Consider the following 25,985-nt stretch of genomic DNA (forward strand, 5'->3'; position numbering starts at 1 on the left):
CACCGAAGTTGCAAACTTCGCCTAGCATTTCCGCTCAAAGATTACTTAACTTGGCGGTTATGGTTGACCAACCTGGAAATTCACACTACCCTTCCTGTTGCCATCGGATACATTTACAGTGAATTTTCCTTCATGGTCCGAGGTGGAGAAGGAGATAGTGTTTTGTCCCGGAGAAGTTTTTCCCCAGTAAAAAAGCGTTCTGAAATCCGGATTTCTGTCAGTTTCACCGTCTATATGCTGAGGAAACACCGGAAAGCTTTCTTCTGTAATGCCATGAAATTCTATGAACCGTGATGCTGTCGGTAGTTTCATCCCCGCAAAATCGGTTGTTTTTGAGCGGATGCTGATAAGCCCGTTAATCACAAAACCACCAAGATGAAGAGTCTTATTGGTTACTTCAACACTTTCGATCTTGTCTGTTGAAACTTCCATAAGCTGGTCCATATCGAATATCGGAATACCGTCAAACAACACAAGCGGATCGTTATATGCAACTCCGAACCTGTCGTCAAACACCTGCATGTAATAATGATTGTCCTTCTTCTTTGCTGTGACAAAAGGTACAATTTCAGAAAATACTTCAGTCATTACAGGCATTTCGATATAATCCGAAAGTTTAGTCATTTTTTCCTGCTTCAATAAAGGCAGAGAAGTGTAATAATTGATCTTTTCTTCACCCGGTGTATATTTAGGATAAATGCTGCACAACGAAGCATTCCGGGTCAGCCGGTTCAGCATGGGGATATCGGAAGAATCCAAAATAAAAGGCACAAGTTCCGCTGATTCGGGATAGGTACTTTCAAAATCTGAATTTATAAAAATTTCCGGGTCAAGACTATCAGATTGGCCGGGCGTTACATACACATTATGAATTCCGGTGAGATGATTCAATGTTAAAAAGAATCTGCCGTCATCACCGGTTTTGTATAAATGCACCTGGTTTTTTTCATCGGCAACCGATGCATACACCATAATGCCATTTACCGGTTTCCCGGTCTTCCTGTTTCTGACGATTCCTGAAATCCCGGCATCTCTCATTTCTGGAAGCCAGAAACCGGATGTTGCATCAGTATTAAGATTTCCTTTTGCAGAATACAAAACATCAAGGATATTTAGTTGCAGTATTATTGAATCGTTCAGAAAGTCAAGGTGATCCAGGTAATTCGCCAGTAAAGCCTTGTTATAAGCGAGATACCACGGTATAAGACTGCCCTTTTCGAATTGGCCGTCATCCGAAGCAACCGATATAAACAAGGGACGATTTATTTTCTGTGACGGAAGGTTAATTGCAACAGTTTCCCTGGCCTTATATTGCTTCTTATCCACTGAACATACCAGTGCAGAACCCGGCTTATGTCCTGAAAGGAAGTTTTGTATAAGCGTGGGTTCGGTATTTGAAATCCCCCGGGTCTGAACGGGAATCTCTTTCCTGATCTCTTTTCCGTTGTGTTGATTAATTGTAATTACAAGGGAAACCGGTATAGCTTTAAGATTGAAGTCCAGCCTGCAAAGTCCGTTCTCAAAAGGATTCTGAGTGGTTATGGTATCTCCTGAGTCATCTGACAGCACTATCAACTTAACCTTCTTTACAAGTGACGGAGTCAACCTGAGTACAATTGAATTTGCACCTGTTGTAAATTTTTCCTGTGCCGGAACTGCAAGAAAGTTTTCGTCATCTGCAATTTCGTCAGACGAAAGAGGCTTTGAAGGATTCACTATTGTCAGCAGGGTAGTGCAGATCATGTCGGAAGGCAGATTCCGTGAATATTGGGTATATGCTCTCAGGAAGTAATTCCCAGTATTTACATCGGCAGGAATTGTAATATGTCCGGTTGAAGAGCCCCCTGTAATTCTGAATTTACTTCGGTTAATGGCATTCAGCTTCTGATCGAATAATTCGATGTAAATGATCCGGCTTAACAGTGAATCGGCCTTTGGCTCAGTGCACTGCGTATGAAACCAGATGTTCTCGCCGGCAATGTAGATATCCCTGTCTGTTTCAAGTGTGACATGTTCACTATAGGATGACTGGCCGCTTACAACCAGATTTCCCAAAATAAAAAATACTATGCCCAGGCAGATGTTCTTCATTGTTCTGTCCAAAAATCGGGTTTCTCAATTTTGCCACCTTTTACCCTGCAGTCAAAGCACTGAAGTCCGGCAAACCACTGGTCACCTCCCACTTCCATGGCATATAGCGGATATCTAAGCTGTTTGGGGTTATTCAGCTGGTAAAAGTTAATAAGGGGGTTACACTCTTCATAGTTGAAAACAAGCGGTGGCCGGTCAACAAATATTCTTTTTGTTGTCATTCCTGCGGCCACAAAATAGCCGAGAACGGTAGCATCAGGGTTATCGACATCCACAATATTGCCCTGCACCTGGTAAGGTTGTCTTGCATACATCCCTCCGGCCTCCTCCTGAAGTTTTGCAATTTCGCTCCAGTATTTATAGGCAGGAAGTGGTATGGAATATTGAGAAAGAAGCAGGCTGTATCGTTCTGATATTTTATCGCTGAGTGTGCTTATAAAATGAAGCGGGAAATTAGTCAGCCGGTCACCGGTGAGCTTTTGTGCCGACCATGTATAAGTTTCCTGCGAATAATTGGTTTTCCAGCAAACTTTTCCGGTATCGGTGTAAACTCTTTCAATGCTGTCAACTCCGTGGTATATCAGGTCGAGCTTATATTCCGCACGGAATTTGTATGTTTCAGAATAGGTCCACATCAGGTTGGTGTTCCGGTCGGATATTGCGGCTGTATTCACATAAAACTGAAGTCCGTCAATAAATCCGCCGGTAACCGATTTTTCTTCAATCTTCGCGAACACGGTGTCAATATCAATGGGTGTATTGATCAATTCAAAAGGTGATTGGTATGTACGATCCTCTATCTTCACATTAAGCCTGTAACTTCGGCCGATCTGACCCCTGAGACCATCCGGATCAGTAGTGTAAACACCGGGAGCTGTTTCTTTCAGCGTTTCAGATGCTCCCAGGTCATCTTCAATGATCACTTCTGCATGCCTGAAGGGTAGAATGGCCATATCATTAATGGCTGTTGAATGAGTAATTCTGATAGTGTATGGTCCGGGGCCATTATCAATCATGCCCTCAATAACAGGCAGATCTATATAATCCTTTATTCCGGAATAGTAGGGATCGAGACACGATGCTGCTAGAATCAATCCAATAAAGATATATACCGGTTTAATTCGCATAATTTCCGAGTTTAAAACTGTAGGATAATGAAACGATGGGAACACCGAAAATTGACATCTTATAACCCTTCATGGTGCCATCTTCATAACGGTAGAAAATTGAATAGGCATTTCTTCGGGATGTGATGTTATACACAGAAAACATCCAGGTGCCGTGTGCAAATTTTTCCGAGATCAGGTTGCCTTCCAGTTTAAATGACAGATCTACCCTGAAGTAATCAGGAACCCTGTATTCATTACGTTGTGAATACAACGGAACCCTTATATTTCCCTGGTTATAAAAGCCGACAGGATAGGTTATTGGCCGGCCTGTTGAATATACAAGGTTTGATGATACGCTTAACCGGCGTGAAAACTTATAGTTGGCCACAAGATTCAAAGCATGCGGTTTATCATAATTCGACGGGAAGGGCTTGTTGTTATTGATCTGCTGCTCATGAATGGTGCTTTGTATATTTACAATTGCCTTGGACCAGGTATAGTTGAGCCACCCGTTAAATCTGCCCTTTGGCTTGCTTACCATGAATTCAACTCCATACGCTTTTAGGTCTCCCTGAACAATGTCGGTTTCAGGATTCTCATTTACTACAAGGTTGGCTCCGTTTTTATAATCAATAAGATTCCTTACTTTTTTATAATAGGCTTCAGCAGTGATATCCACTCTGCCTTCAAACAATGTATTATATATGCCGAAGGAGTACTGGTCTCCCCACATGGGTTTAATGTATTTATCGCTCAGTTTCCATTTGTCGGTAGGTGAAATTGCAATGGTGTTCGACAACATGAAAATATACTGCTGCATCCTGCTGTAACCTAATTTAAGAGAAAAAAGCGGGGTTATCATATACCGTGCTGAAAACCTCAGATCGGGTGCCTGGTGTGATTTGATTACTTTGTTATTGCCATAGGAGACAGTATCAATAACATGCTGCAATGTAACAGCTTCGCCTTTCTGATAAATGTTCAATTTCTGGGGACCCAGATAGAGATAGTTGTTATACCGGATTGCCCCTGTAAGAGTCAGATTTGAACTCACTGTCCATTCGTCGGAAATGAAGATACCTGATTCAACTGCCTTCTCTTTTTCAAGGTTAAGACTCGATACCCTAGATGCCGTATCAAGCGGCCTGAAATTTCCCTGGTCGGCAAGATAAAGGATCGAATTGATACCTGCGGTGAAAGTGTGTTTATCTTTTGGTCTGAACGTATATGCCGCCTTCATTTCACTGTGCTGTAGGTCGAAATTATCCTTATATGACGAAATGGCCATTTCTGAATTGCGTTCAGCAAAATTGTATCGGCTGTAAATCAGGGAAAGATTGAAATTATTTTTTTCCCTGATAAGATGCGACCATGCAAGGACTGCACCGTTATTGCGGTAATCATACCTGCTTTGATTGATCAGGTTGATATGATCCGTGCTGTGATAGGATGAAAATCGGAGCTTGTTATTGTTGTTCAGGTTAAAAGAGAAGTCGGTAATAGCATCGGCAAAACCGGCCTTGCTTTTGCTGATATCCGGATCATCAATCTTTCCTAATATCCAGTCGGAATAGGTTGAACGGACAGCCACCATGTAGCTGCTTTCCTTTTTAATGATCGGACCTTCGAGTGTAAGACGGGCTGTAACAGGACTGATTCCGCCCTGGGCATTGAAATTGTTCTGATTTCCCTGGCGTGTACGGATATCAAACACCGATGAAAGTCTTCCTCCAAGACCAGCCGGGAGGTTGCTTTTATACAATTCAAAATCCCTGATGGCATCCGAATTAAAGGCGGAGAAGAACCCGAGCAGGTGCGATGAATTGTAAACAGGAATGTTATTGATAATAAAAAGGTTCTGATCGGTCGGGCTTCCTCTTACATTAACGCCTGAACTGCCTTCACCAACCGTTTGAATACCGGGTAACAAAAGGCTCACCTTAATCACATCCTGTTCTCCAAGTACCACGGGTATTTCTTTGATCTCCTTGGTTGCCAGCCTCTGGTATCCCATCTGGGTGTTCTTCACAATTTGCTGTTTATCGGCGCTGATTACAACGGCATTCAGTGTTACAAGCTTTGGCTCAAGCATGATATCAAGCCGGCCATCAGAAAGCACCCTGATATTGATTTTCCTCTCCTTGGTCTCAAGGTTGCCTGCAATCAGGGTGTAATCCCCCTTATCAAGGTATAATGTATAGAATCCGGAGACATCACTCATTACAGCGGCGTTTGTTTTGTCAGCCCTCACGAGCACACCGATTACAGGAGAATTATCACCGGCATTATGAACATAGCCTGAAATGGTGGCTTTCATTTTTCCGTCATTGTTCACTCTTCCAACATTTATGCGGCTTTCGGCCATTTGTTGATTGAGCTGCATAAAGCTCTTCCCGTTATTTGCAGGAGTAGTCGAATTACCCTGAACTATTTTTTTGGTTGTATTGAAAATACCCGGTGAAATGGTTTCGATTTGCGCACTTTGAGCGGCAATAAAGATATGACCATTCTGGTCTGTGATGGCATGCAGACTGTAGTTGTTCAACAGTTGATCAAGGGCAGAAAGCAGGTTAATACTTTCAGCAAAGAAAGGGACTTTTATTTGAGGCAGAGTGTCTGAATCATAGTAAAATTTAACCGGGTAAGCCTCCTCTGCGGCATGTACAAATTCATTCCATGACAGGCCGTTAAACTGAGATTTCCAGTTAAAATCCTGGCCGGAAGCATACATTGAAATGAGCAAAGAAAGTACAACCGGCAGCCAGCTAATTTTTTTCATCAGTAAGGGAATTACAATAGTTCATAAGTGCTGTCAGTTGAGAATTGGAGGCGTTCCTTATCGAAATTTTATTTTTCCGGAGATAATCCCGGATTGGTTTCTTATTTTCCCTGAAATAATTCAGAAAACTCATCCTGTTATTCACAAGTGTAAGTCGGCCATCATGTAACAGGAAACAGGAGAATTTCTGCTCTGAATATTTACCCCTGTTTGAAGCATCGTATATCTTAACGTATTCTTTTCTGTACTTTTTAAGAAAGGTCACTTTGCCGCCGGCAATTTTCTCAAAATAACCCCTTGAAGGGTTGCTGAGATTTATAAAAAAATAGTTACCCAGCAGAAAAGAATCAGCATATGCGGCATGGACGGCAATCCGGTTTTCCAGTCCGTTACCATATTCCTGTATAAGGATCAGCTGGTCCGAAACGATATCCAAAGCCAGCCGGATTTCATCAAAATACTGACCTTTGATGAACAATCCGGAACCTTCATTAGCGGTATACTCGAAGTCCGGGCTTCCTGTGGCATACAAATTTTCAGGGAGATAGCTTGTGCCGTTAACTAAAAGATCATCCGGCCCTAATACCCGGTTGGTATGAGTTTTAAGAATAGATGAGCTTGCATTACTCATTCCATCCCTATTTTGAGCAATACAATAGCAATGTCCCTGAATAATCAGGCAAACCAGGAAGATAACCTTCGAAAAAACAGACATGAATTGGTAAATGAACAACAAGGGGTTAAATATATCCATTGTTTCAATAAAAGAAGAAGAAATGTTTAACAAAAAAATAGCAGTTTTTTGTAAGTTTACTGTAGGTAATCCATCCTTCATTTTTTATTTAAACTTTCACATCATGGAAAGGCGCACGTTTATTAAGGCTTCAGGACTGGCTGCAGCCGGCGGAGTGTTGTTGGGATCAGCCAACGAAGAAAGAGATTTTGCATTTGCAGGCTCAAAAGTGAAACTTGCCCTCGTAGGGACCGGGATCCGCGGAACCACATGCTGGGGAAAACCGGTTGTGGATACATACGGCGATCTTGTTGAATTCGTCGGCCTTTGCGATATTAATCCCGGAAGGGTGGCCTATGCAAAAAATTACATGGGCGTGGGTTGTAAAACATTCACCGACTTTGACCTGATGATGAAGGAAACAAAGCCTGATATGCTCATTGTTACAACGGTGGATGCCACGCATAACCAGTTTATTGTAAAAGGTCTGGAATACGGTGCGGATGTGCTCACCGAAAAGCCTCTTACAACTGACGAGGTGAAATGCCAGCAAATATTGGATGCACAAAGGAGGACAGGGAAAAAAGTAAGAGTTGGTTTTAACTACAGGTATGGCACTTTGTTTACAGCCATTAAACAGGCTCTTGAAGAACAACGTGCGGGCCGGGTAACGTCGGTTGATTTTCACTGGTACCTGAATACATTCCACGGAGCCGACTATTTCCGCAGGTGGCATGGCTACAGGAATAAGAGCGGAAGCCTGTTGGTTCATAAGGCCAGTCATCATTTTGACTTATTGAACTGGTGGATTGATTCAGACCCTGTTGAGGTAAATGCCTACGGAAAACTGGAACATTATGGCAGGAATAATGCCTTCAGGGGCGATAAGTGCAGGACATGTGACCTGAAGAAAAACTGTAAATTCTACTGGGATATAACATCTGACCCGCAAATGATACAGTTGTATGTTGAAAATGAAAAGTATGACGGTTACATACGCGATAACTGTTTGTGGAGAACGGATATTGATATTTTTGATAAAATGGCAGTGCAGATCCGGTATGCCAATGATGTACAGGTGAGCTATTCCCTCACGGCCTATTCACCTTATGAGGGTTTGACAATCGCTTTCAACGGGATGAAAGGAAGAATCGATTCATGGCAGGATTTGCCATGGAGGACACAGGAGAAGGTAAGCCAGGCTGATCGTCATAAACGTGAAATGAGTCAGAATGTCGGCGAAGAATCAGGATATGACGAAATGATCATTTCAGAAAATTTCGGTAAATCGGAATTGATTAAAGTCCCTATGGTTCGTGCAGGCCACGGCGGAGGTGATGACAGGCTGAGGGATGATATTTTCAGGCCATCAGGCATGGTTGATCCGCTGAAACATGCAGCAGGATTGAGGGATGGTGTCATGGCCATTATGATAGGCATCGCTGCCCGAAAGAGCATTGACGAAGGACGGCCTGTTAAGATACAGGAATTGACGGATCTGAAGCCGGGGGTGGAGAGAAATCAGTAGGGAGTAGAGAGTAAGGAGTAAGGAGTAAGGAGTAAGGAGCGAGAGGTGAGATGAGAGAGGTGAGCAAAAGTACGTCATTGCGAGTCCCCGATTCCTGCGGGGCGAAGCAATCTGCCAGCACAAGCAGGGCCTCATCCAAAGAAAAAACGATTACAAATATGAAAAAAACCCTTTTAATTCCATTTCTGTTAACTACAATGACGATGTCCGCCCAGCAAATCATACCGCTTTACGCCGGGGAAATACCCAATTCGAAGCCAGGTCATATGAAGGAATTACAGGCATCTCAGAATGGTGTGATTACCGGCTATGCCAAAGTTTCAAATCCCACGCTGACCATTTTTCTGCCTGAACACCCAACAGGAACGGCGGTTATCATTTGTCCGGGCGGTGGCTATATAGGAGAAACCTATAAAGGAGAGGGCACGGATATTGCCGGGGCTTTTATTAAACAGGGAATAGCCGCATTCGTTCTTAAATACAGGTTGCCTTCTGATTCCATCATGATTGACAAGTCAGTCGGACCTCTTCAGGATGCCCAACAGGCGATTAAAATAGTGAGGGAGCATGCCGCAGATTGGAAAATAAAACCAAATCGCATAGGCATAATGGGCTTCTCAGCCGGAGGTCACCTGGCCTCCACTGCCGGTACTCACTTTAATAAAGCGTATATTCCGGATTCTTTAAATACAAGTCTCAGGCCCGACTTCATGATCTTATGCTATCCTGTCATCAGCACGGATCCTGAAATTGCTCATATGGGATCAAGGACTAACCTTCTGGGTCCCGATCCCGGAGAGGAAAAGCTTAAACTCTTCTCTAACGAGTTGCAGGTAAACAAAGACACTCCTCCTGTCTGGATTACTCATTCGGGTGATGATCCTGCCGTTCCGGTTGAAAACAGTATCCGGTTCTACCAGGCATTGATCCGTAATGGAATTCCTGTTGAGATGCACCTGGTTACAGCAGGTGACCATGCCTTTATTCTCAGGTTAAACCCGGATGAATGGATGATACCCATTTTTAACTGGATAAAGAAACTGCAATAGATGGTTTACAGGTCGCTTCCTGCTTATGTTCGCAGCAATATTGTAAAGCTGAATATCATAAAATTTTCAAAGTGGTTTTCGCTTGTAATGCCCATTATTGTCCCTTTTTACCAGGAAAATCACCTTTCGCTCACCCAGATCATGATCCTGAAATCGGTGTATTCGGTCGTGATTGTGGTGCTCGAACTCCCGAGCGGTTATTTCGCCGATGTTCTTGGCAGAAAAAAAATGCTTGTCTTTGGCGCTTTTGCCGGTGCAGCAGGTTTTATCATATATGCCTTCACCCATTCGTATTGGGGATTTTTCCTGGCGGAAATTGCGCTGGGAACCGGGCAGGCTTTCATTTCAGGCGCGGATTCAGCTATGTTATATGATACACTTGCTTCAGCTGAAAGGGAAAAGCAATACACCAAATACGAGGGATTAAATGCTTCAGTGGGCAATTTCTCTGAAGCCTTCGCCGGCCTTGCAGGAGGCGCACTGGCACTTATTACACTGAGATTCCCTTTTTATTTCCAGGCCATTATCGCATCAAGCGCTATCCCGGCTGCTTTGTTGCTTCAGGAGCCTCACTTTTCAAAAGAACAGAAGCGATCGCTTGGTTGGAAAGACATTGTTAAAACAGTCGACCGGATTGTTTTCAAAGAAAAGGACCTGCGCTTCAACCTTCTCTTTTCATCCATAATCGGAGCCGCCACCTTGCTCATGGCATGGTTTGCCCAGCCGCTTTTCGAAAAAATGCTGCTTCCGCTGGCATTGTACGGAACGGTGTGGACATCGCTGAATCTTATTACCGGGGGATCATCAATTTTTGCGCACCGGCTTGAAAACCGTCTGGGCGAATCGAACACACTCAAAATGGTTGCTGTCCTGATCCCGTTGCTAATGGTTCTTTCTGGTCTGGTCCCTGCTTTTGCCATAATTCCTGTCCTTGTTCTGTTCTATTTTTTCAGGGGAATCGCCACACCTGTTCTCAAGGATTATATCAATAAGAATACGGCAAGTGAAATAAGGGCAACCGTTATGTCTCTCCGCGACCTGACAATCCGGGTATTTTTCGCACTGTTCGCACCCCTGGCCGGATGGGTTACCGATCACAGGGGGCTGGGCGCCGGGCTTACCATGCTTGGTTTCATAGTACTAATTCTTTCCGGTGTTACATTAGCCCTGTTTATTTCAACACGCAAAACCTGAACCATAAATATATTTCAATGAAAAAAATCTTAACACTGATCTGCTTGTCTGCTGCCATTCTTATGAATGCCCAGGAAGCAAAAATTGACACAGGCCGTATAAACGGCGCAGTTTATCATATTGCGATACCAGCTAACTGGAATCATAACCTTGTCATGTATGCACATGGCTATGAAATGCCCACGATGCCTTCAAATCCGGCACAATTTCACAACGATGGTGCTTTCAAACCCTTTTTAGACAGGGGTTTTGCAGTGGCCCGATCGGCATACCGCAAAAAGGGATGGGCTCTTGTTGAGGGTGTGGATGACACCGAAGCTCTAAGGGATTATTTTGTGAAAAAATACGGGAAACCGGACACGTGCTATATAACCGGTCATTCGATGGGAGGCGGAATTACGCTGGCAACAATCGAATATTTCGGTAAGAACTACCAGGGTGGCATGCCCATGTGCCCGTTGTCAAATCATCCCTATCTTCAGACCAAACTGGCATTTGACATCAATGCTGTTTTTGCAGCGTTTTTTCCGGGGGTATTGCCGTCACTTGCCGATGTGACTTCGGGAAAAGCTCCGGCTCTTTCATTTCCTGCAATTCAGACCGCCATTTCAAAGGATACTGCATTGGCAGCTTTAATTGCCAGGCGTTTTGATCTTAAGCCTGCTGACTTGCCCATGGTGATTATGTTTGATGATCTGGTGCTACGGGATATCAGTTCCCTTGCACAGGGCAATCCTTTTGATAACACAAACATGGTTTACACCGGGTTTCCGGATGACCTGGCATTGAACCTGAAAATTGAAAGGGTTCCTGCAAAAAAAGGTACGGAAAACTTTTATGAGAAATACGACAGAACGGGTGAGATCAATTGCCCTGTTGTTTTAATGCATACCATTTATGACCAGCTTATCCCGCCTGAAATGGGTGTGGATGCCTATGATAATATGGTTCATCTGAAAGGAAAGCAGCAAAACCTGGCCGTCATTTATACAAACGGCCAGGGACACTGCAATTTTACACCGCAACAAACGGGAATTGCATTTGATATGCTCCGGAAATGGAAAAGCACAGGAAATAAGCCTGCCTCCGGATTTTTGAAGTAGTCAGATGCTTAAAAATCCGATTTTTTTAAGAACTTTAGTTTTATTAACCAGAACCATATGAGAAAGAGAATTCAGCTTCTGCTTTTGTTTCCTGTGATTTGTATGATTGTCCAGGCACAGATTGATGTAACGGATTTATTGACTGAGAACAGGATCCACCCTGTTGGCATTGATGTTCTTCAGCCACGGTTTACATGGAGGATAACCGCTGAAAAGCGAAATGCGATGCAGTCGGCTTATGAAGTAAAGGTGATCACGAATAGCAAAAAGACTGTATGGAGCAGCGGAAAAGTGATGTCGGATCAGTCCGTTTTTGTCCCGTATGCCGGCAGTGCACTTGAATCGGGTAAACCCTATTTCTGGCAGGTCAGGGTATGGGACAACAATGATAAGGTTTCAAAATGGAGTCCACAGGCTCGTTTTGTAACCGGCTTTTTTAAACCGGGCGACTGGAAAGCTAAATGGATCATTCCCGGATATGAGGAACCTGCCCTCAGGCCGAGTCCTATGATGAGGAAACAGTTTAATGTATCAAAAAAAGTAGCTTCTGCATATGCTTTCATTACCTCACACGGATTATATGAAGCCTTTATTAACGGCCAGCGGGTGGGTGACGAATGGCTGACCCCCGGCTGGACTTCCTATAAAAAGAGACTTCAGTACCAGGTTTACGATGTTACATCAATGGTGACAAACGGAAATAATGCCATTGGTGTGATGCTGGCCAATGGCTGGTACAGGGGCATAATAGGGTATATGAACAACCTTAATTATTATGGCAAAGACATTGCCCTGTTGATGCAGATTGATATTACCTATACTGATGGTACGACCGAAAGCATCATATCTGACGGGTCCTGGAAATCTTCAACCGGCGAGATTACCTATTCTGAGATTTATAACGGCGAAATCAATGACGCGCGTCTTTCAAAACCCGGATGGGATAAGCCAGGTTACAACGATGCACAGTGGTTTCCTGTTAAAGAAGCAAATCTTGACATGAATGCCCTTATAGCCACATGGAATGAGCCTGTAAAACAGCATGAAACATTTGTCCCGGTGAAAATATTCAGGACACCGGCAGGCGAACAGGTAATCGACTTCGGGCAGAACCTGGTGGGTTGGGTTGAAATGAAAGCAACCGGTTCTGAAGGCACAAAAATTACACTTTCGCATGCGGAAGTACTTGATAAGTCCGGTAATTTCTATACTGAAAATCTCAGGCAGGCTAAAGCTCAGGATGTGTTCTACCTGAAAGGTGCCGGCGAAGAGCTTTTCCACCCTCATTTTACATGGCACGGTTTCAGGTACCTGAAAATCGAAGGATATCCCGGAGAAATAAAACCGGAAAATTTTAAGGCAGTTACCCTGTATTCCGATATGCCCGCAACAGGGGAGTTCACCACTTCGGACCCGTTAATAAACCAACTGCAGCATAATATTCAGTGGGGACAAAAAGGAAACTTCCTGGATGTGCCGACAGATTGTCCTCAGCGCGATGAGAGACTCGGCTGGACAGGCGATGCACAGGTTTTTTCCCGCACGGCAGCATTTAACATGAATGTGAACAGTTTCTTTGCCAAGTGGCTTCGTGATGTGGAAGCCGACCAGGTTGAAGGCAAGGTTCCTTTTGTAGTGCCCAACGTACTGGGAACCGGATCAGTGAACAGTTGCGGATGGGCTGATGTGGCCACCATAGTCCCCTGGAATATGTACCTGGTTTATGGAGATAAAAAAATTCTTGAACAGCAGTATAATTCGATGAAAACGTATGTCGAAAGCATACGGAAGGTGGCGGTGAATGATTTATGGAATACGGGATTTCACTTTGGAGACTGGCTTTTTTACAGGCCCGACGACGATAACGACGGCCGTGCCGCTGTAACCGATAAATACCTGATTGCACAGTGCTTTTATGCCCGATCCACACAACTGCTTGTCAATGCGGCCAAAATACTCGGGAAAGCAGAGGATGAGGCTTTTTATACCTTGTTGCTGAATAAAATAAAAGCAGCCTTTGTTAAGGAATATATGACGCCAAACGGAAGGCTGGTTTCAGGAACACAAACTGCCTATGTGCTGGCTCTTAATTTTGATATGCTTCCCGAGGTATTGCGTAAACAGGCGGCTGACCGACTGGCTGAAAATGTGAAGTCGTATGGTAACCACCTGACAACAGGTTTCCTGGGCACTCCCTATCTTTGTCATGTGCTCACTCGTTTTGGCTATTCCGACATTGCCTACCAACTGCTTTTGCAGCGAACCTATCCTTCGTGGTTATATCCTGTAACCATGGGAGCCACGACAATCTGGGAACGCTGGGACGGGCAGAAGCCTGACAGTACATTCCAGACTCCCGGTATGAACTCATTCAACCATTATGCTTACGGGGCTATCGGCGACTGGATGTACAGGTCGATGGCAGGGCTGGATACATATGAAGACGCACCGGGTTATAAACACAGCCTTATAAAACCGATAATCGGAGGCGGATTTGCAAAAGTGTCAGCCAGCCTGCACACGTATTACGGAACTCTCAGTAACAGCTGGAAGCTGGACAACGGAAAACTGGGAATGGATGTTGAAATACCGGTAAACACCCGCTGCACCGTGTTTGTGCCCGGAAATGACCCTGCAAAAATCACCGAAGGAGGAAAGCCGCTGGCTCAAATAAAGGAGATCAGGGTAGAAGGTGTTGAGGACGGATATGTAAAGCTGGACCTGGGATCGGGAATTTACAGGTTTGTAAAAGAATAATTAATTCAACATGTAGAGACGCACGGCCGTGCGTCTCTACGGCCAAAAATAAAAACAATGAAATTAAATCGGATTTTTCTCTGCCTGGTAATCGCCTGTTATGCATTCGTTGTGCAGTCACAACCGGTTTCCCCGGATTTGTTGAATAAACCATGGGAGGCCAAGTGGATCACTGTGCCGGGAGCTCCCGAAAATGGTTACGGGGTGTATCTTTTCCGTAAACTCATCGATGTCAGCGGAGTACCGGCTTCCTATGTAATCCATGTGTCAGCCGACAACCGGTATAAGCTGTATGTGAATGAAAAGCTGGTATCGGTGGGACCGGCAAGGGGCGATTATTATTACTGGAATTATGAAACGGTGGATATTGCTCCTTACCTGGTTGAAGGAAGAAACATAGTTGCCGCAAAAATCTGGAATGAAGGCAACCTCAGGCCTGAAGCCCAGATTTCATGGAAAACAGGATTTATACTGCAGAGTGATTCGCCATCACAAGCCGGAATTAATACAAACGATACCTGGAAATGCATTCGCGACACCAGTTACCAGCCGCTCACGACCAATGAGGTGATCGGTTATTATGTAACAGGTCCCGGTGAATTCATTGATATGCGGAAAAACATGGAAGGCTGGAACCGGATGAGCTTCAATGATTCAACCTGGAAGAAAGCAGGAATTTCATCTTCAAGGGGAGCGCCGAAAGGTATCCAGGATGCATTCGGCTGGATGCTGGTTCCGTCATCCATCCCGGAAAGGGAACTAACAGTTCAGCGCTTGCAAACTATCCGTTTATCAAAGGGATGGTCTATAACTCAGAGTTTTCCTGCAATACCTACAAAAGTCACCGTTCCTGCAAATACGAGTTCAACACTATTATTGGATAACGGTAATCTTACAAATGCTTACCTCACACTTATATTCAGTAACGGAAAAGATGCTTCAATTCAGATTAAATATGCCGAAGCTCTTTTTATACCGGCAGGACCCGGATTCCCGGGAGGTTATATGGGATCTGAAAAAATAAGCGGTAAAGGAAACAGAAATGAAATTGATGGAAAATTATTCCTTGGCAGAAAAGACAGTCTTATTTCAGATGGTACATTAGGACAGGAGTTCACCTCACTTTACTGGAGAACCTACAGGTATATCCAGCTAACTGTTCAAACCCATGACGACCCTCTTGTAATTGACGATATTTTCGGAACCTTTACAGGATATCCCTTTGTGAGAAACGGGCTGTTTGTCTCGAATAATCCCGAGTTCCAGAACTTCCTCGACATCGGCTGGAGGACAGCCCGGTTGTGCGCTGTTGAAACATACGTGGACTGCCCGTATTATGAGCAGTTGCAGTATATAGGCGACACCCGTATACAGGCGATGGTTAGCTATTACAATACAGGTGATGACCGCCTGGCACGAAATGCGATGAACCTGATGGATCATTCGCGCATAGCCGAAGGTATAACCTTGAGCCGGCATCCGTCCTTTTCGCCCCAGCTGATACCGACATTCTCATTATGGTACATCGGAATGCTGCATGATTATTATATGTACAGACCCGATAGCATTTTCATAAAAGATAAAATATCTGGAACGCGGCAGATACTCGATTTCTTCCACCGGTACCAGCAGGCCGACGGATCGTTGAAAAGTGTTCCTTACTGGAATTTCACCGATTGGGTTCCTGAATGGAATAGTGGAGTGGCACCGGCAGGTGCCAATGGCAGCTCATGTGTTTATGATCTTCAGCTGTTATGGGCTTACCAGTTGGCTGCTCATCTTGAAAAATCGATGGGTATGAAAGCTATGGGTGAATTATATGAAACCAGGGCGCAACAGCTGGCTTCCACGATCGGGTCGAAATATTGGTCAGATTCGAAGGGGCTTTTTGCTGATACTCCTGAAAAGGACAAATTCTCGCAGCATGCCAATGCGTTGGCCATCCTCACCGGTGTGGCACCGGCGAAGAAAATTGAGGATATTGCCGCCAAACTGGTGAATGATAAAACGCTGACTCCTGCTTCCATTTATTTCAAGTATTACCTTCATATGGCCCTTATAAAGGCCGGTTTAGGAAATAACTACATGAACTGGCTGGATATCTGGCGTGAGAATATAAAAATGGGACTCACCACATGGGCCGAGGATTCACAAATCAATACGGCCAGGTCCGATTGTCATGCCTGGGGTGCAAGTCCCAATATCGAATTTTTCCGCACCATTCTTGGAATTGATACGGATGCACCCGGTTTCTCAAAAGTAAAAATTGAACCCCATTTGGGTTCCCTTAAGAATGCATCCGGTGAAATCCAGCACCCTGCCGGTAAAATTGCTGTGAAATATGTGCTGGAGAAAGGGAAGTGGAATATTGAAATCACGCTTCCGCAGGGGCTTACAGGCAGATTGATCTGGAAAGGGCAGACGAATGAAATTAAGGAAGGATTGAATAAGTTTTTGGTGGATTGATGCTGGATGCTGGATTCTGGATTCTGGATGCCGGATAAAAGCACGTCATTGCGAGGAGCTTGCGAAGCTTGTGACGAAGCAATCTGCCCGCACAGGAAGTTCCCCGCCAAGTGTAGCTGTTTCTGTTTTATAATATTTATATCATGAAGAAATATTCCCTGTTACTCCTCCTGCTGAATCTCCTCCTTCCCCTCCATTCCCAGAACCCCATTGTTCCGCCCGGTGTATACATTGCTGATCCATCGGCGCATGTTTGGAAGGACGGTAAACTCTATGTTTATGGCTCAAGGGATGAAAGCCCGGCTTATTATTGCTCATGGAGTTACCATGTGCTTTCCACATCTGACCTGAAGACATGGACCATTCATGAAAATTCATTTGCATCCAAAGGTACGGGTGACCAGGTGCCGTATTCCGATGACTACCTGTATGCACCGGATGTGCAATATAAAAACGGTACGTATTACCTTTACTATTGCCTTGCCAATAACACAAAAACAGAAGGTGTGGCGACATCTTCTTCGCCTGTAGGCCCTTTTACAGGCGGAACCCCGATTAAGACCGGCGGGTTCAACCAGATTGATCCCTGTGTATTTATTGATGATGACGGACAGGCTTATTATATCTGGGGTCAGATGAATGCCAAAATGGCAAAACTGAAACCCAATATGGTTGAAATTGATTCCACTACCATCAGGGAAAACATAGTGACCGAAAAAGAGCACCGTTTCCATGAAGGAGGATACATGGTAAAACGAAAGGGAATTTATTATTTTGTTTATGCCGCGTTGAGCATTCATGATATGGCATCGTGCATCAGTTACTCGACAAGCACTTCGCCGTGGGGGCCATTTAAATATGGCGGCACCATTATTAACAATGATCACAGTGATCCGGGCAACTGGAATAACCATGGTTCGTTGGTGGAGTTTAACGGACAATGGTATGTGTTCTATCACAGGGCAACCCATGGATGCTATACCATGCGGAAGGCCTGCCTGGAACCCATCACGTTCAATACCGACGGAAGCATTAACGAGGTTGAAATGACCACGCAGGGTGCGGCTGGTCCCCTCAGTGCCCGCAATAAAATGGATGCCGAAAGAGCGTGTTTGATGCATGGGAAGGTTATGGTGAAGGCATGTGCGAAAGACAATGAAGAACTAACCGCTATTGCGGAGGGCGACAGGGCCGCCTATAAATACATCGATTTCGGTAACGGCGTTTCATCTGTTACCTTTTGCGTGATTCCCGGGAAGGATGGAGGAAGTATTGAAGTGGCCATCGACAGGCCATGGAGTTATGCACCGGCTACCATTGAGGTTCCGGGCAACGGCGATGGAAAAACGGCAACTGAAATAAAAGTGCCGGTTGCCCCCGGTCTGAAAGGTGTTCACGCGGTGTGGCTGCGGTTTCACGCAAAGGGAAATGATAGTTATGGCGTGGATTGGTTTAAATTTGAGTGATTCTGGATGCTTGATGCTTGATGCTGGATAGGTGGACTGCCAAAAAAAGCGCGTCATTGCGAGGAGCTGGAAAATAAATGATTATAGTAAAAATGTATTGCGACGAAGCAATCTGCCCGCACAGGCATTGCTTAGCCAAGTGATTCAGTGAAAATAATATAATAATCATGAAAAAATTTTTTCTCTTTCTGACTCTCCTGACTCTCCTGTTTCCCCTTTCTGCCCAACAGAGAAAAGATCTAGGCCCTCTTGAAAATGGTGAAAAAGTCTCATTTGTTAAAAACAGCAACGGTTCGTGGGGTATTGAAATTAAAAAAGGACAATCACTTAATATTAGTCAACCTGCACCCGCAAGCCTCGAAGTGTATAAAGCGGAAAATGATATCCGCTGGTTTTCTGCAGGCTATGAATCGGTAACAAATTCAGCCACCGGAATGACTGCCCGGGCTAAAATAAGATACAATGAAACTGTGATTTTTTATGTAACCGATAGCTGGAGTGTTAACGGATCTATACTTAAAGTAAGCAGGAAAGTTGAGGTGAAAGGTAATGCTCCGGAAGGGTTTAATTCTTCTGTTGTTTTAAATGTCGACCCTGCAGTAAAATGGACAGATATAAATTGCCTGGCGCCGGCTGCACTATACGGCGATCCTTCGTTTGACGGAGAGCTTTCACCCGGCGGTACTGCCAATTATGCAGCGCATCAGTTTCTGATGCGTGAAGATATGCTCGCTGCCCCGCTTTTTGCACTCTCATTCAGCAACGGAACCTATGTGGCCATATTAGATCCGTCGCCACGGGGTGAAACCACCGTTGAAGAAACCAGGCTGGCACAGGATGTAATGACCGATGCCCGGTATCTTTTCGGTTCCATGGGAGCCTGGCAAAAAGACAAAGATCCGGTTTCATTCGGTTTTATTTTTCCCGGTACGGCAAATGTTTATCCACGCGTAAATAAGACCAACCAGCAGCCACGATGGATACGCCGCTATCATCCGGTTACGGAAGGTGTGGTTCATAAATACGCGGTATCATTCCGGTTCGGAAACAGTGCCTCGTTCAGCGAAGTAACACGGCAATCGTGGCGTTGGGCATGGAGCACCCTGAACCCGGAAGTTTACCCGATTGATGTAGAGCAGATGCGGAGAATTCTTACCGATCACATGGTTTCCCAGGCGGTAACCATTGAAGGCCGGACTGCCATTCCTTTTGTGATTTCGCCTATGGACACTGCCAAGCACCGGCAATGGAACTGGACCATGTCGGCCATGGGTTTTGTGGGGAAAACAATCGAGTGTGCCGACCAGTTACTACGCGAAAGTGACAGGGATACTTCAGAAAGAGGTCGGAGAATGCGACAGACAGGATTATCCATCATTTCATCGCTTATCGGTGCACTGCCGACAGTACCTTTACAGGGAACAGGGTATGATTTTGCAACCGGCAAACCATGGAATCATGTTTGGGTGGCTCCCTGGCTAAGAAATGCAACTGAAGACATGCGGGTATTGATAAGGGCATATCGTCGGGAGCGAACCCATGGATATGATCACCCCGAATGGTTTGGGTGGGTCAAAACGTATATCGACTGGTTATTGCTGCAGCAACGGGATGACGGGTCATTCCCCCGAAGATGGGTTGCTGGTAGTAATGAGGTGGCCGAACCTACAGGAACAACAAGCTACTGCCCGGTACCTTTGCTGGTGCTGATGTCAGAAGAAACAGGAGATCCCAAATACAGGGAGGCTGCTGTAAGGGCTGCCGATTATGTATGGGAGAACTGGGGGAAGCGGGGGCTTTTTATTGGCGGTGCTAGTGATAACCCGAATATCACGGATAAGGAAGCCGGGATGTTAAGCTTGGAGGCTTTCCTGAGCCTTTTTGAATCAACCGGGGAAAATAAATGGCTCGAAAGGGCCAAAACCGCCGCTGATTTTGCAGAAAGCTGGATATGGATATGGAACGTACCCATGCCGGTGGATGCGGAAGATTCATCTCTGCATTGGAAGAAAGGGGTGCCTACGATTGGACTGCAGGGCATATCAGCCCTTCATCCGGGCGGGGTGGACGAATACCTCGATTGGTCGGCATCTTCTTATGCAAGGTTATATAAATACACAAATGACAGGCATTACCTTAACGTTGCCCGTATTCTTCTGCATAATACAAAGGCAATGGTGGCCATTCCAGGCCGATTGTACGATATGAAAGGTCCGGGCTGGCAGCAGGAGCACTGGCGCATGGGTCCCGGAGGTCCGGGTCGCGGTGTCGGCGGTCACCGGTTCTGGCTTCCCTGGGTGACTGCAAATCATCTTTACAGCATCACCGGTTTGGAAGAGGTGGATGCGGAGTTGTTTAAGCAGCTTTCGGAAAACCGCTGAGGCACCTGGGGCGCAGAGGCCTGTCATTCCAACTGAAAGGAGGAACCTGAACAGTGGATCTATCTGTAACCCGTTTCAATAGGCCCGGCCTGTCAGAATTTGATGTCCATTCTTTCGCCCGAATAAGCAACGCATTTATTAGGTACACTTTTACCCGATCCATCTGCAAGAACTATAGTAAAGGTCCTCTTCGAAAGGCAGCCCGGATAATTTCCCTGCCTTTTACCGATTGTCAGTGTCTGCTGACTCTCATTCCAGATAAAGGGTATGATGGTATAAATTCCTTTTTCATAGTTGTAGTTATCGCCTTCATCCTCATAAAGATCGAATTGAGCATCTTTTCCTTTATATAGGTGTATCTCCAAAGTGTCTGCAGGTTTTTCAGATACGTACTGCACTATTTTACCCATCGGAATGATAGATCCTGCTTTTATAAACAGGGGTATTTTATTCAGCGGGGCTTCTGCCTTAATACTATGTCCGCCACTGTATCTTCTTCCCGTCCAAAAATCAAACCACTCAGCCTGTTTGGGCAGGTATACTATCCGGTCTTTCACTCCGGCTTCTGTGACCGGGGCAACGAGCATCGATTTTCCGAATAAATATTCGAATGGTTGGTCCAGTGCTGTTGTATCCTCACTGAAATCCATAACCATAGGCCGCATCATGGTTGATCCGTTTTTGGTAACCTGCCATGCTTCTGAATAAATATAGGGAAGTAAGCGGTATCTCAGATTCAGCATACTGCGCATATTTTCTTCAACGACTTGTCCGTATTTCCATGGCTCTGTTTCGGATTGGTAACCGTGTATCCGGAATACCGGATTGAATGCACCCCACTGATACCAACGGGTAAGCAGTTCATGATACTTTTCGTCGGTATATTGCGAACTGCCCGGGCGGAAGAACCCACCAATATCCGTTGTCCAATAAGGCAGACCGGTAATGCTAAAGTTCAATCCTGCTACAATCTGACGTTTGAAAGCATCCCATGTGCCGCCAATATCACCCGACCAGTTGATGATTCCATATCTTTGCTGGCCAGAAAAAGCAGAGCGTGTCAGGATGCAAACCCTCTTTTCAGAAGTTGCACTGCGTTGGCCTTCGTATACTGCCTGGCTTACCATTAAGGGATAGGTTAAACGGTAAAAGTCTCCTAAACCCACGTAGGTTCGTACTCCCTTTAATGCGTCATTCTCCGGTTCCACTGCATCCATCCACCATGAATCCACACCAGGAACAAACATATTCCTGTTTAAGATACTCCAATAGTCTTTTCGTGTTTCAGGATTGAAGTAATCCAGCCATTTGGTATCTGGTATAAAACGGTTGTTTGTCACGAATTCTTTACCGATTTCCGAATTCTTATCGGGATTCGACCATATCGAAATGTTAAAATGAGCATTCAGATCATGCAATGCGCTGATGAATCCTGATGGATTGGAATAATTAACAGTGTCGAATTGAGGAACGCCCCAACCGCTGTTTCCCCAATATTGCCAGTCCTGTACAATAACGTCCAGCGGAAGTTTTCTGTTTCTGAACTCCCTGACTGTTTCAACCAGTTGAGATCCCGAAGTATATCTTTCACGGCATTGCCAGAATCCATATGCCCATTTGGGAAACATCGGAACATTTCCTGTCAGATTCCGGTATGATTTTATTACGCTGTCGGCTGAAGGTCCGTAAAACACCACATAATCAAGAACTTTTGCATTGGGGGAACGGAAAGTTGTATTATTGTCCGTTAGTTTCCAGTATAATCCGGGTTTGTTATCGGATTTGCATATCAATTGTACCCGGTGTTCTCCAGCTTTCAGATGAAGCAATGCACTGGCCGTTGGCGGTAACCACATATTGGTCTGATCAATGCATGGATTTCCGTCAATTGAAACAAAATGACGATTACCCATATCCTCCAGATCCATAAAAATTGAATAAACGCCATCCTCCTTAATAGTAAACCGGCCGTGATACAATGTTTGATTTTGCGATACTTTTTGTGTTCCGGATATGGTTGTAACATCGGCCTTGTTCGTTTCACCCGGGTTTTCAGTGTCCTGCTTTTCGAGGTTAATCTTGTTATCTGCGGGGTTAAAATCGGTCAATCCATATTGATGCCAAAGCAAACCATACCCTTTGTCTGAATATATAAAAGGAATGGAAATCTGCGAGTTAACCTGGGTTAAACGACGACTGACGCTACGAATCGAATTAAATCCATCCTGGAACTGACCTAAGCCGAATAGAGCCTCATTTACAGGGGATTTAAAGCTGAGTTCTGCCTTAAAACAAGGCTCACCCATGACAGAATCCGGTATCAGTTTGCGCGAACCAGCCAGTTCACTCAGGAAGATTCTTCCCACTGAATCAGCAAATTCTATTTTCCCGTTTTGTTTATCAATTATAACCGAAAGTTTTTTACAGTTAATCTTTATTTTCTTTTCCGATTCAACGGTTGTAAATTCAGGTGTGATTGTTGGGAAAATAAACACAAGCTCCGGCAATGCCATTGTTTCCCGTGTAAAGAACTTAACCCTGACTGTATTATCCGATAAAGGATAAATTCCCAGTATGCCTCCGGACGATATCAATTCAACTCCGTCCTTTACTTTGTTGAAACTTTTGAATACCTGTCCCTGGCAAAACAAAGGGAATAAGAACAACAGGAAAAAAACTACGGGTTTCATTTTATGTGTATACCATTTAAAATAATCACTTCATTTTTACTCGTTTCAAATCAAAACCCCTCCAGGTTTAAATGGAACCGGATTTTTGCGGCCTTGCTTTTAACATGCGGTTTTAATTTGGGTAATTAAAGATAGTAATTTTATAAAAAGCACGTCATTGCGATGACCGGTTCCTACGGTCAGAAGCAATCTGCCCGAACAGGAAGTTCATTGCCAAGTGAGCTAATACTTAGGTTTCTCGCTTCGCTCGAAATGACAAGTTGTAACCTTTAACAACATAATATTGTCATTCCGACTGAAAGGAGGAACCTGAATTCAATAAATGTACCAGGTAGTTTTCGCGTCTCATTGGTCCCATTCGTCTCATGGGTCCCAAAAAAACACCGAATGAATTTCAAAAAATTAACCTGTAACCCCCTTCACTAGCCCCGGCCTGAAGGCCGGGGGATTCTACGGATTATTTGTGTCGTGTGGGCCCCGGCCTGAAGGCCGGGGCCAGTGAAGGCGGGGTAGTGAAGGCGGGGCTAGTGAAGGCCGGGGCTATTGCATTCACTCCCTCCAAACCAATACACCCGCGGGTTTTAATACTTTTTCACCTACAAATATTTTAGAACTTTCAGGAATTTTCATGGTGAAGTCATCCGAAGAATAATTCACGGCAACATAAAAACCGTCGCGCCAGTAAACATACACACCTTGCGGATAATCTTCAGTGGTGGCTCCGTTGTTGGTATATAACTGAGTTAAAATATCCTTTTCCAACTTAAAATCATCGGTACTGACACCGATATACGTAACAGAACCTTTGCCAATCCTGTGTTTTACAACGGCAGTTTTGCCTTTATAGAACTGATTATCATATGTGGCAAGTACATCTTCATTCTTATCCGGTTCAAGCAGATCGGCCCAGTTATTCCAGTTGTAATGATTTGATCCCATCAGAATGTCACCCTTCCCGTTATTGGAAAGCATGTCGGTGGCTTTAACATGTGCTCCGATCAGACCTGATATCGGTGCCGCCGTTTCCGCTTCCCAGAAATGACCTCTCCTGTCTTTGGTCGCCGTGCGACAGGTGATTATCAGGTTTCCGCCATTGGCAGCATAATCATTCCATTTTTTAACCAATGCGGAATCGACCATTTCGTAAGCCGGAACAATTAAAAATTTATAGTTGGAAAAATCATCCGATTCCCGGATTACATCAACAGGAGCGCCCAGGGATTTCCCCAGTGCAAGAAATTTAACCGGGTAATTCCATGTATCCCATTGGTAGGTCTGCTTCTGCCGGTCGATTGACCAGTAATTTTCGAGGTTCCAGAGAATAGCCGTTGACCTGGCAGCCAGTTTTTCAGGAAGCTTAGCACCCGGTTTGTATTGTTGTCGTAATCCGTTGATCTCTTTGTTGAATTGGATATAATCTTCACCGCCGGGAGACGGAGTTACACCGTCTGTCTGGATCACGCCAGAATGGTATTGTTCAGCACTGTAAAGGATTTGACGGAACCGGTAGGAACAGGCCACTTTTCCACCGGCTGCAAAGGAATGGTACAGCCACATCCGCACCGTACCGGGCAAAAGGAGGGGATTATACGATCCCCAGTTAACAGGACCAGGTTGCATCTCCATTACCCCGGTAACACTTCCAACCGATTTGTAGTACTCTGACGCAAATAAAACAGCGGAACTATTGCCTAAGCGAAAGCCCAGCTCACCTATATTATCGCTGCCGCCATTCGGGTATGCCGTGTAGGTTGCAAAATCAAGCATTTTTGTCCTCCGTGGATCGGAGCCAGTGCATACGGCCGTGTAATTAGTCGTGATGTACTGATTTTTCGAAATGTATTTTCGTAAAATCCCGGCCTGGAAATCGAGAAAATCAGCCTGCGAATCAGCTAAATACCTTTTAAAATCGAGTAAAGCATGTGGATTATTCCCCCACCAACCTACAAGGTTTGTATTGGGAATAATTACCTCGTCGAAACTGTTGAACCACTGGCTCCAAAAAGCGGTTCCCCAGGAAGAATTCAGTGCATCAATTGTTTTGTATTCGTTTCTTAACCATTGCCTGAATGCCTCCTGCGAAGAAGGACTGTAATCGGCCTGTGCCTGGGGTTCATTATCTAATTGCCATCCGATCACATTGTTATTTTGACCGTATCGTTTGGCCATTTCGGTTACAATTCTCTCGGTAAACATACGGAACTTAGGATTGACAATAGATTCTAACCCGCGGGTACCATTCTCGCCCCGTATGTAATGACCGTCCATTATAAAGGTCTCCGGGTAGTTTAACCGCATCCAGGTGGGTGTGGTTGCCGATGGGGTGCACATCAGTACTTTCAGGTTATACTTTGCACAAAGGCTTACCACTTTATCGAGCCATACAAAATCGAACCGGCCTTCCTCGGGTTCCATTTTAAACCAGGCAAACTCCGCCAGGTGGACAAACTCAAAACCCATATCAGCAATTTTCCGGATATCTCGCTCCCACTGGCTTTCGTTCCAATGTTCAGGGTAATAGTAAATGCCTGTCGTTATCAGTTCCTTTTCAGGGAAATATGGACTGGCATCCTGTGATTTTACATTATTTCCTAATGTTACAGCTGCGAGAAACAGTATGGCTAAATGCTTAATCATCT

At 44.8% G+C, this 25,985-nt stretch carries 14 protein-coding genes; 8 read left to right on the forward strand and 6 right to left on the reverse strand.

The window, feature by feature from the left end:
• Nucleotides 1-57 precede the first annotated feature (57 nt).
• The 4 genes from VK179_10380 to VK179_10395 are packed head-to-tail and all read right to left on the reverse strand — an operon-like array spanning nt 58 to nt 6,610.
• Entirely contained in the window at nt 58-2,091 is a 2,034-nt protein-coding gene (locus VK179_10380; protein ID HLO59139.1) for a hypothetical protein, read from the reverse strand.
• Nucleotides 2,088-3,218 (reverse strand): DUF4249 domain-containing protein, encoded by a 1,131-nt coding sequence (locus VK179_10385; GenBank protein ID HLO59140.1) that lies wholly within the window; start codon nt 3,216-3,218, stop codon nt 2,088-2,090. The genes VK179_10380 and VK179_10385 overlap by 4 nt, the downstream gene beginning before the upstream one ends.
• Nucleotides 3,208-5,979 (reverse strand): carboxypeptidase-like regulatory domain-containing protein, encoded by a 2,772-nt coding sequence (locus VK179_10390; GenBank protein ID HLO59141.1) that lies wholly within the window; start codon nt 5,977-5,979, stop codon nt 3,208-3,210. The genes VK179_10385 and VK179_10390 overlap by 11 nt, the downstream gene beginning before the upstream one ends.
• Complete coding sequence (locus tag VK179_10395; protein HLO59142.1) at nt 5,966-6,610, reverse strand: hypothetical protein; 645 nt, start codon at nt 6,608-6,610, stop codon at nt 5,966-5,968. The genes VK179_10390 and VK179_10395 overlap by 14 nt, the downstream gene beginning before the upstream one ends.
• A gap of 226 nt (nt 6,611-6,836) precedes the next feature.
• Between VK179_10395 and VK179_10400 the strand changes: the two genes are divergently transcribed.
• The 8 genes from VK179_10400 to VK179_10435 all read left to right on the forward strand — a co-directional run bounded on the left by VK179_10400 (nt 6,837) and on the right by VK179_10435 (nt 20,656).
• Complete coding sequence (locus VK179_10400) at nt 6,837-8,240, forward strand: Gfo/Idh/MocA family oxidoreductase (protein HLO59143.1); 1,404 nt, start codon at nt 6,837-6,839, stop codon at nt 8,238-8,240.
• A 158-nt stretch (nt 8,241-8,398) separates the two neighbouring features.
• The gene (locus VK179_10405) at nt 8,399-9,289 is read left to right on the forward strand and encodes an alpha/beta hydrolase (GenBank protein HLO59144.1); all 891 of its coding nucleotides are present in this window, start codon (nt 8,399-8,401) and stop codon (nt 9,287-9,289) included.
• Entirely contained in the window at nt 9,290-10,483 is a 1,194-nt protein-coding gene (locus VK179_10410) for an MFS transporter (GenBank protein ID HLO59145.1), read from the forward strand.
• A gap of 17 nt (nt 10,484-10,500) precedes the next feature.
• Nucleotides 10,501-11,586: a hypothetical protein gene (locus VK179_10415; protein ID HLO59146.1), complete on the forward strand. Its 1,086-nt coding sequence runs from the start codon at nt 10,501-10,503 to the stop codon at nt 11,584-11,586.
• Nucleotides 11,587-11,643: 57 nt separating this feature from the next.
• Nucleotides 11,644-14,343, forward strand: a complete 2,700-nt coding sequence (locus VK179_10420; protein HLO59147.1) for a family 78 glycoside hydrolase catalytic domain — start codon at nt 11,644-11,646, stop codon at nt 14,341-14,343.
• 57 nt (nt 14,344-14,400) lie between these two features.
• Nucleotides 14,401-16,809 (forward strand): alpha-L-rhamnosidase C-terminal domain-containing protein, encoded by a 2,409-nt coding sequence (locus VK179_10425; protein ID HLO59148.1) that lies wholly within the window; start codon nt 14,401-14,403, stop codon nt 16,807-16,809.
• A 143-nt stretch (nt 16,810-16,952) separates the two neighbouring features.
• Nucleotides 16,953-18,275 carry a family 43 glycosylhydrolase gene (locus VK179_10430; protein ID HLO59149.1) on the forward strand — a complete coding sequence of 441 codons (1,323 nt, stop codon included), beginning with the start codon at nt 16,953-16,955 and terminating at the stop codon, nt 18,273-18,275.
• 167 nt (nt 18,276-18,442) lie between these two features.
• On the forward strand, nt 18,443-20,656 hold the full coding sequence (locus VK179_10435) for a hypothetical protein (GenBank protein ID HLO59150.1): 2,214 nt from the start codon (nt 18,443-18,445) through the stop codon (nt 20,654-20,656).
• A gap of 92 nt (nt 20,657-20,748) precedes the next feature.
• On the opposite strand, the gene VK179_10440 is transcribed toward VK179_10435, so the two are convergent.
• Together VK179_10440 and VK179_10445 are read right to left on the reverse strand one after the other, a co-directional pair.
• Nucleotides 20,749-23,346 carry a TIM-barrel domain-containing protein gene (locus VK179_10440; GenBank protein HLO59151.1) on the reverse strand — a complete coding sequence of 866 codons (2,598 nt, stop codon included), beginning with the start codon at nt 23,344-23,346 and terminating at the stop codon, nt 20,749-20,751.
• Nucleotides 23,347-23,895: 549 nt separating this feature from the next.
• Entirely contained in the window at nt 23,896-25,983 is a 2,088-nt protein-coding gene (locus VK179_10445) for a beta-galactosidase (GenBank protein ID HLO59152.1), read from the reverse strand.
• Nucleotides 25,984-25,985 lie beyond the last annotated feature (2 nt).

The sequence above is a fragment of the Bacteroidales bacterium genome, assembly GCA_035299085.1.
In the GTDB taxonomy this organism is placed as follows: Bacteria; Bacteroidota; Bacteroidia; order Bacteroidales; family UBA10428; genus UBA5072.

Coding starts and splice junctions, on each gene's coding strand:
- VK179_10380 (HLO59139.1), bottom strand. CDS start 2,091: ATGAAGAACATCTGCCTGGGCATAGTATTTTTTATTTTGGGAAATCTG.
- VK179_10385 (HLO59140.1), bottom strand. CDS start 3,218: ATGCGAATTAAACCGGTATATATCTTTATTGGATTGATTCTAGCAGCA.
- VK179_10390 (HLO59141.1), bottom strand. CDS start 5,979: ATGAAAAAAATTAGCTGGCTGCCGGTTGTACTTTCTTTGCTCATTTCA.
- VK179_10395 (HLO59142.1), bottom strand. CDS start 6,610: ATGAGTAATGCAAGCTCATCTATTCTTAAAACTCATACCAACCGGGTA.
- VK179_10400 (HLO59143.1), top strand. CDS start 6,837: ATGGAAAGGCGCACGTTTATTAAGGCTTCAGGACTGGCTGCAGCCGGC.
- VK179_10405 (HLO59144.1), top strand. CDS start 8,399: ATGAAAAAAACCCTTTTAATTCCATTTCTGTTAACTACAATGACGATG.
- VK179_10410 (HLO59145.1), top strand. CDS start 9,290: ATGGTTTACAGGTCGCTTCCTGCTTATGTTCGCAGCAATATTGTAAAG.
- VK179_10415 (HLO59146.1), top strand. CDS start 10,501: ATGAAAAAAATCTTAACACTGATCTGCTTGTCTGCTGCCATTCTTATG.
- VK179_10420 (HLO59147.1), top strand. CDS start 11,644: ATGAGAAAGAGAATTCAGCTTCTGCTTTTGTTTCCTGTGATTTGTATG.
- VK179_10425 (HLO59148.1), top strand. CDS start 14,401: ATGAAATTAAATCGGATTTTTCTCTGCCTGGTAATCGCCTGTTATGCA.
- VK179_10430 (HLO59149.1), top strand. CDS start 16,953: ATGAAGAAATATTCCCTGTTACTCCTCCTGCTGAATCTCCTCCTTCCC.
- VK179_10435 (HLO59150.1), top strand. CDS start 18,443: ATGAAAAAATTTTTTCTCTTTCTGACTCTCCTGACTCTCCTGTTTCCC.
- VK179_10440 (HLO59151.1), bottom strand. CDS start 23,346: ATGAAACCCGTAGTTTTTTTCCTGTTGTTCTTATTCCCTTTGTTTTGC.
- VK179_10445 (HLO59152.1), bottom strand. CDS start 25,983: ATGATTAAGCATTTAGCCATACTGTTTCTCGCAGCTGTAACATTAGGA.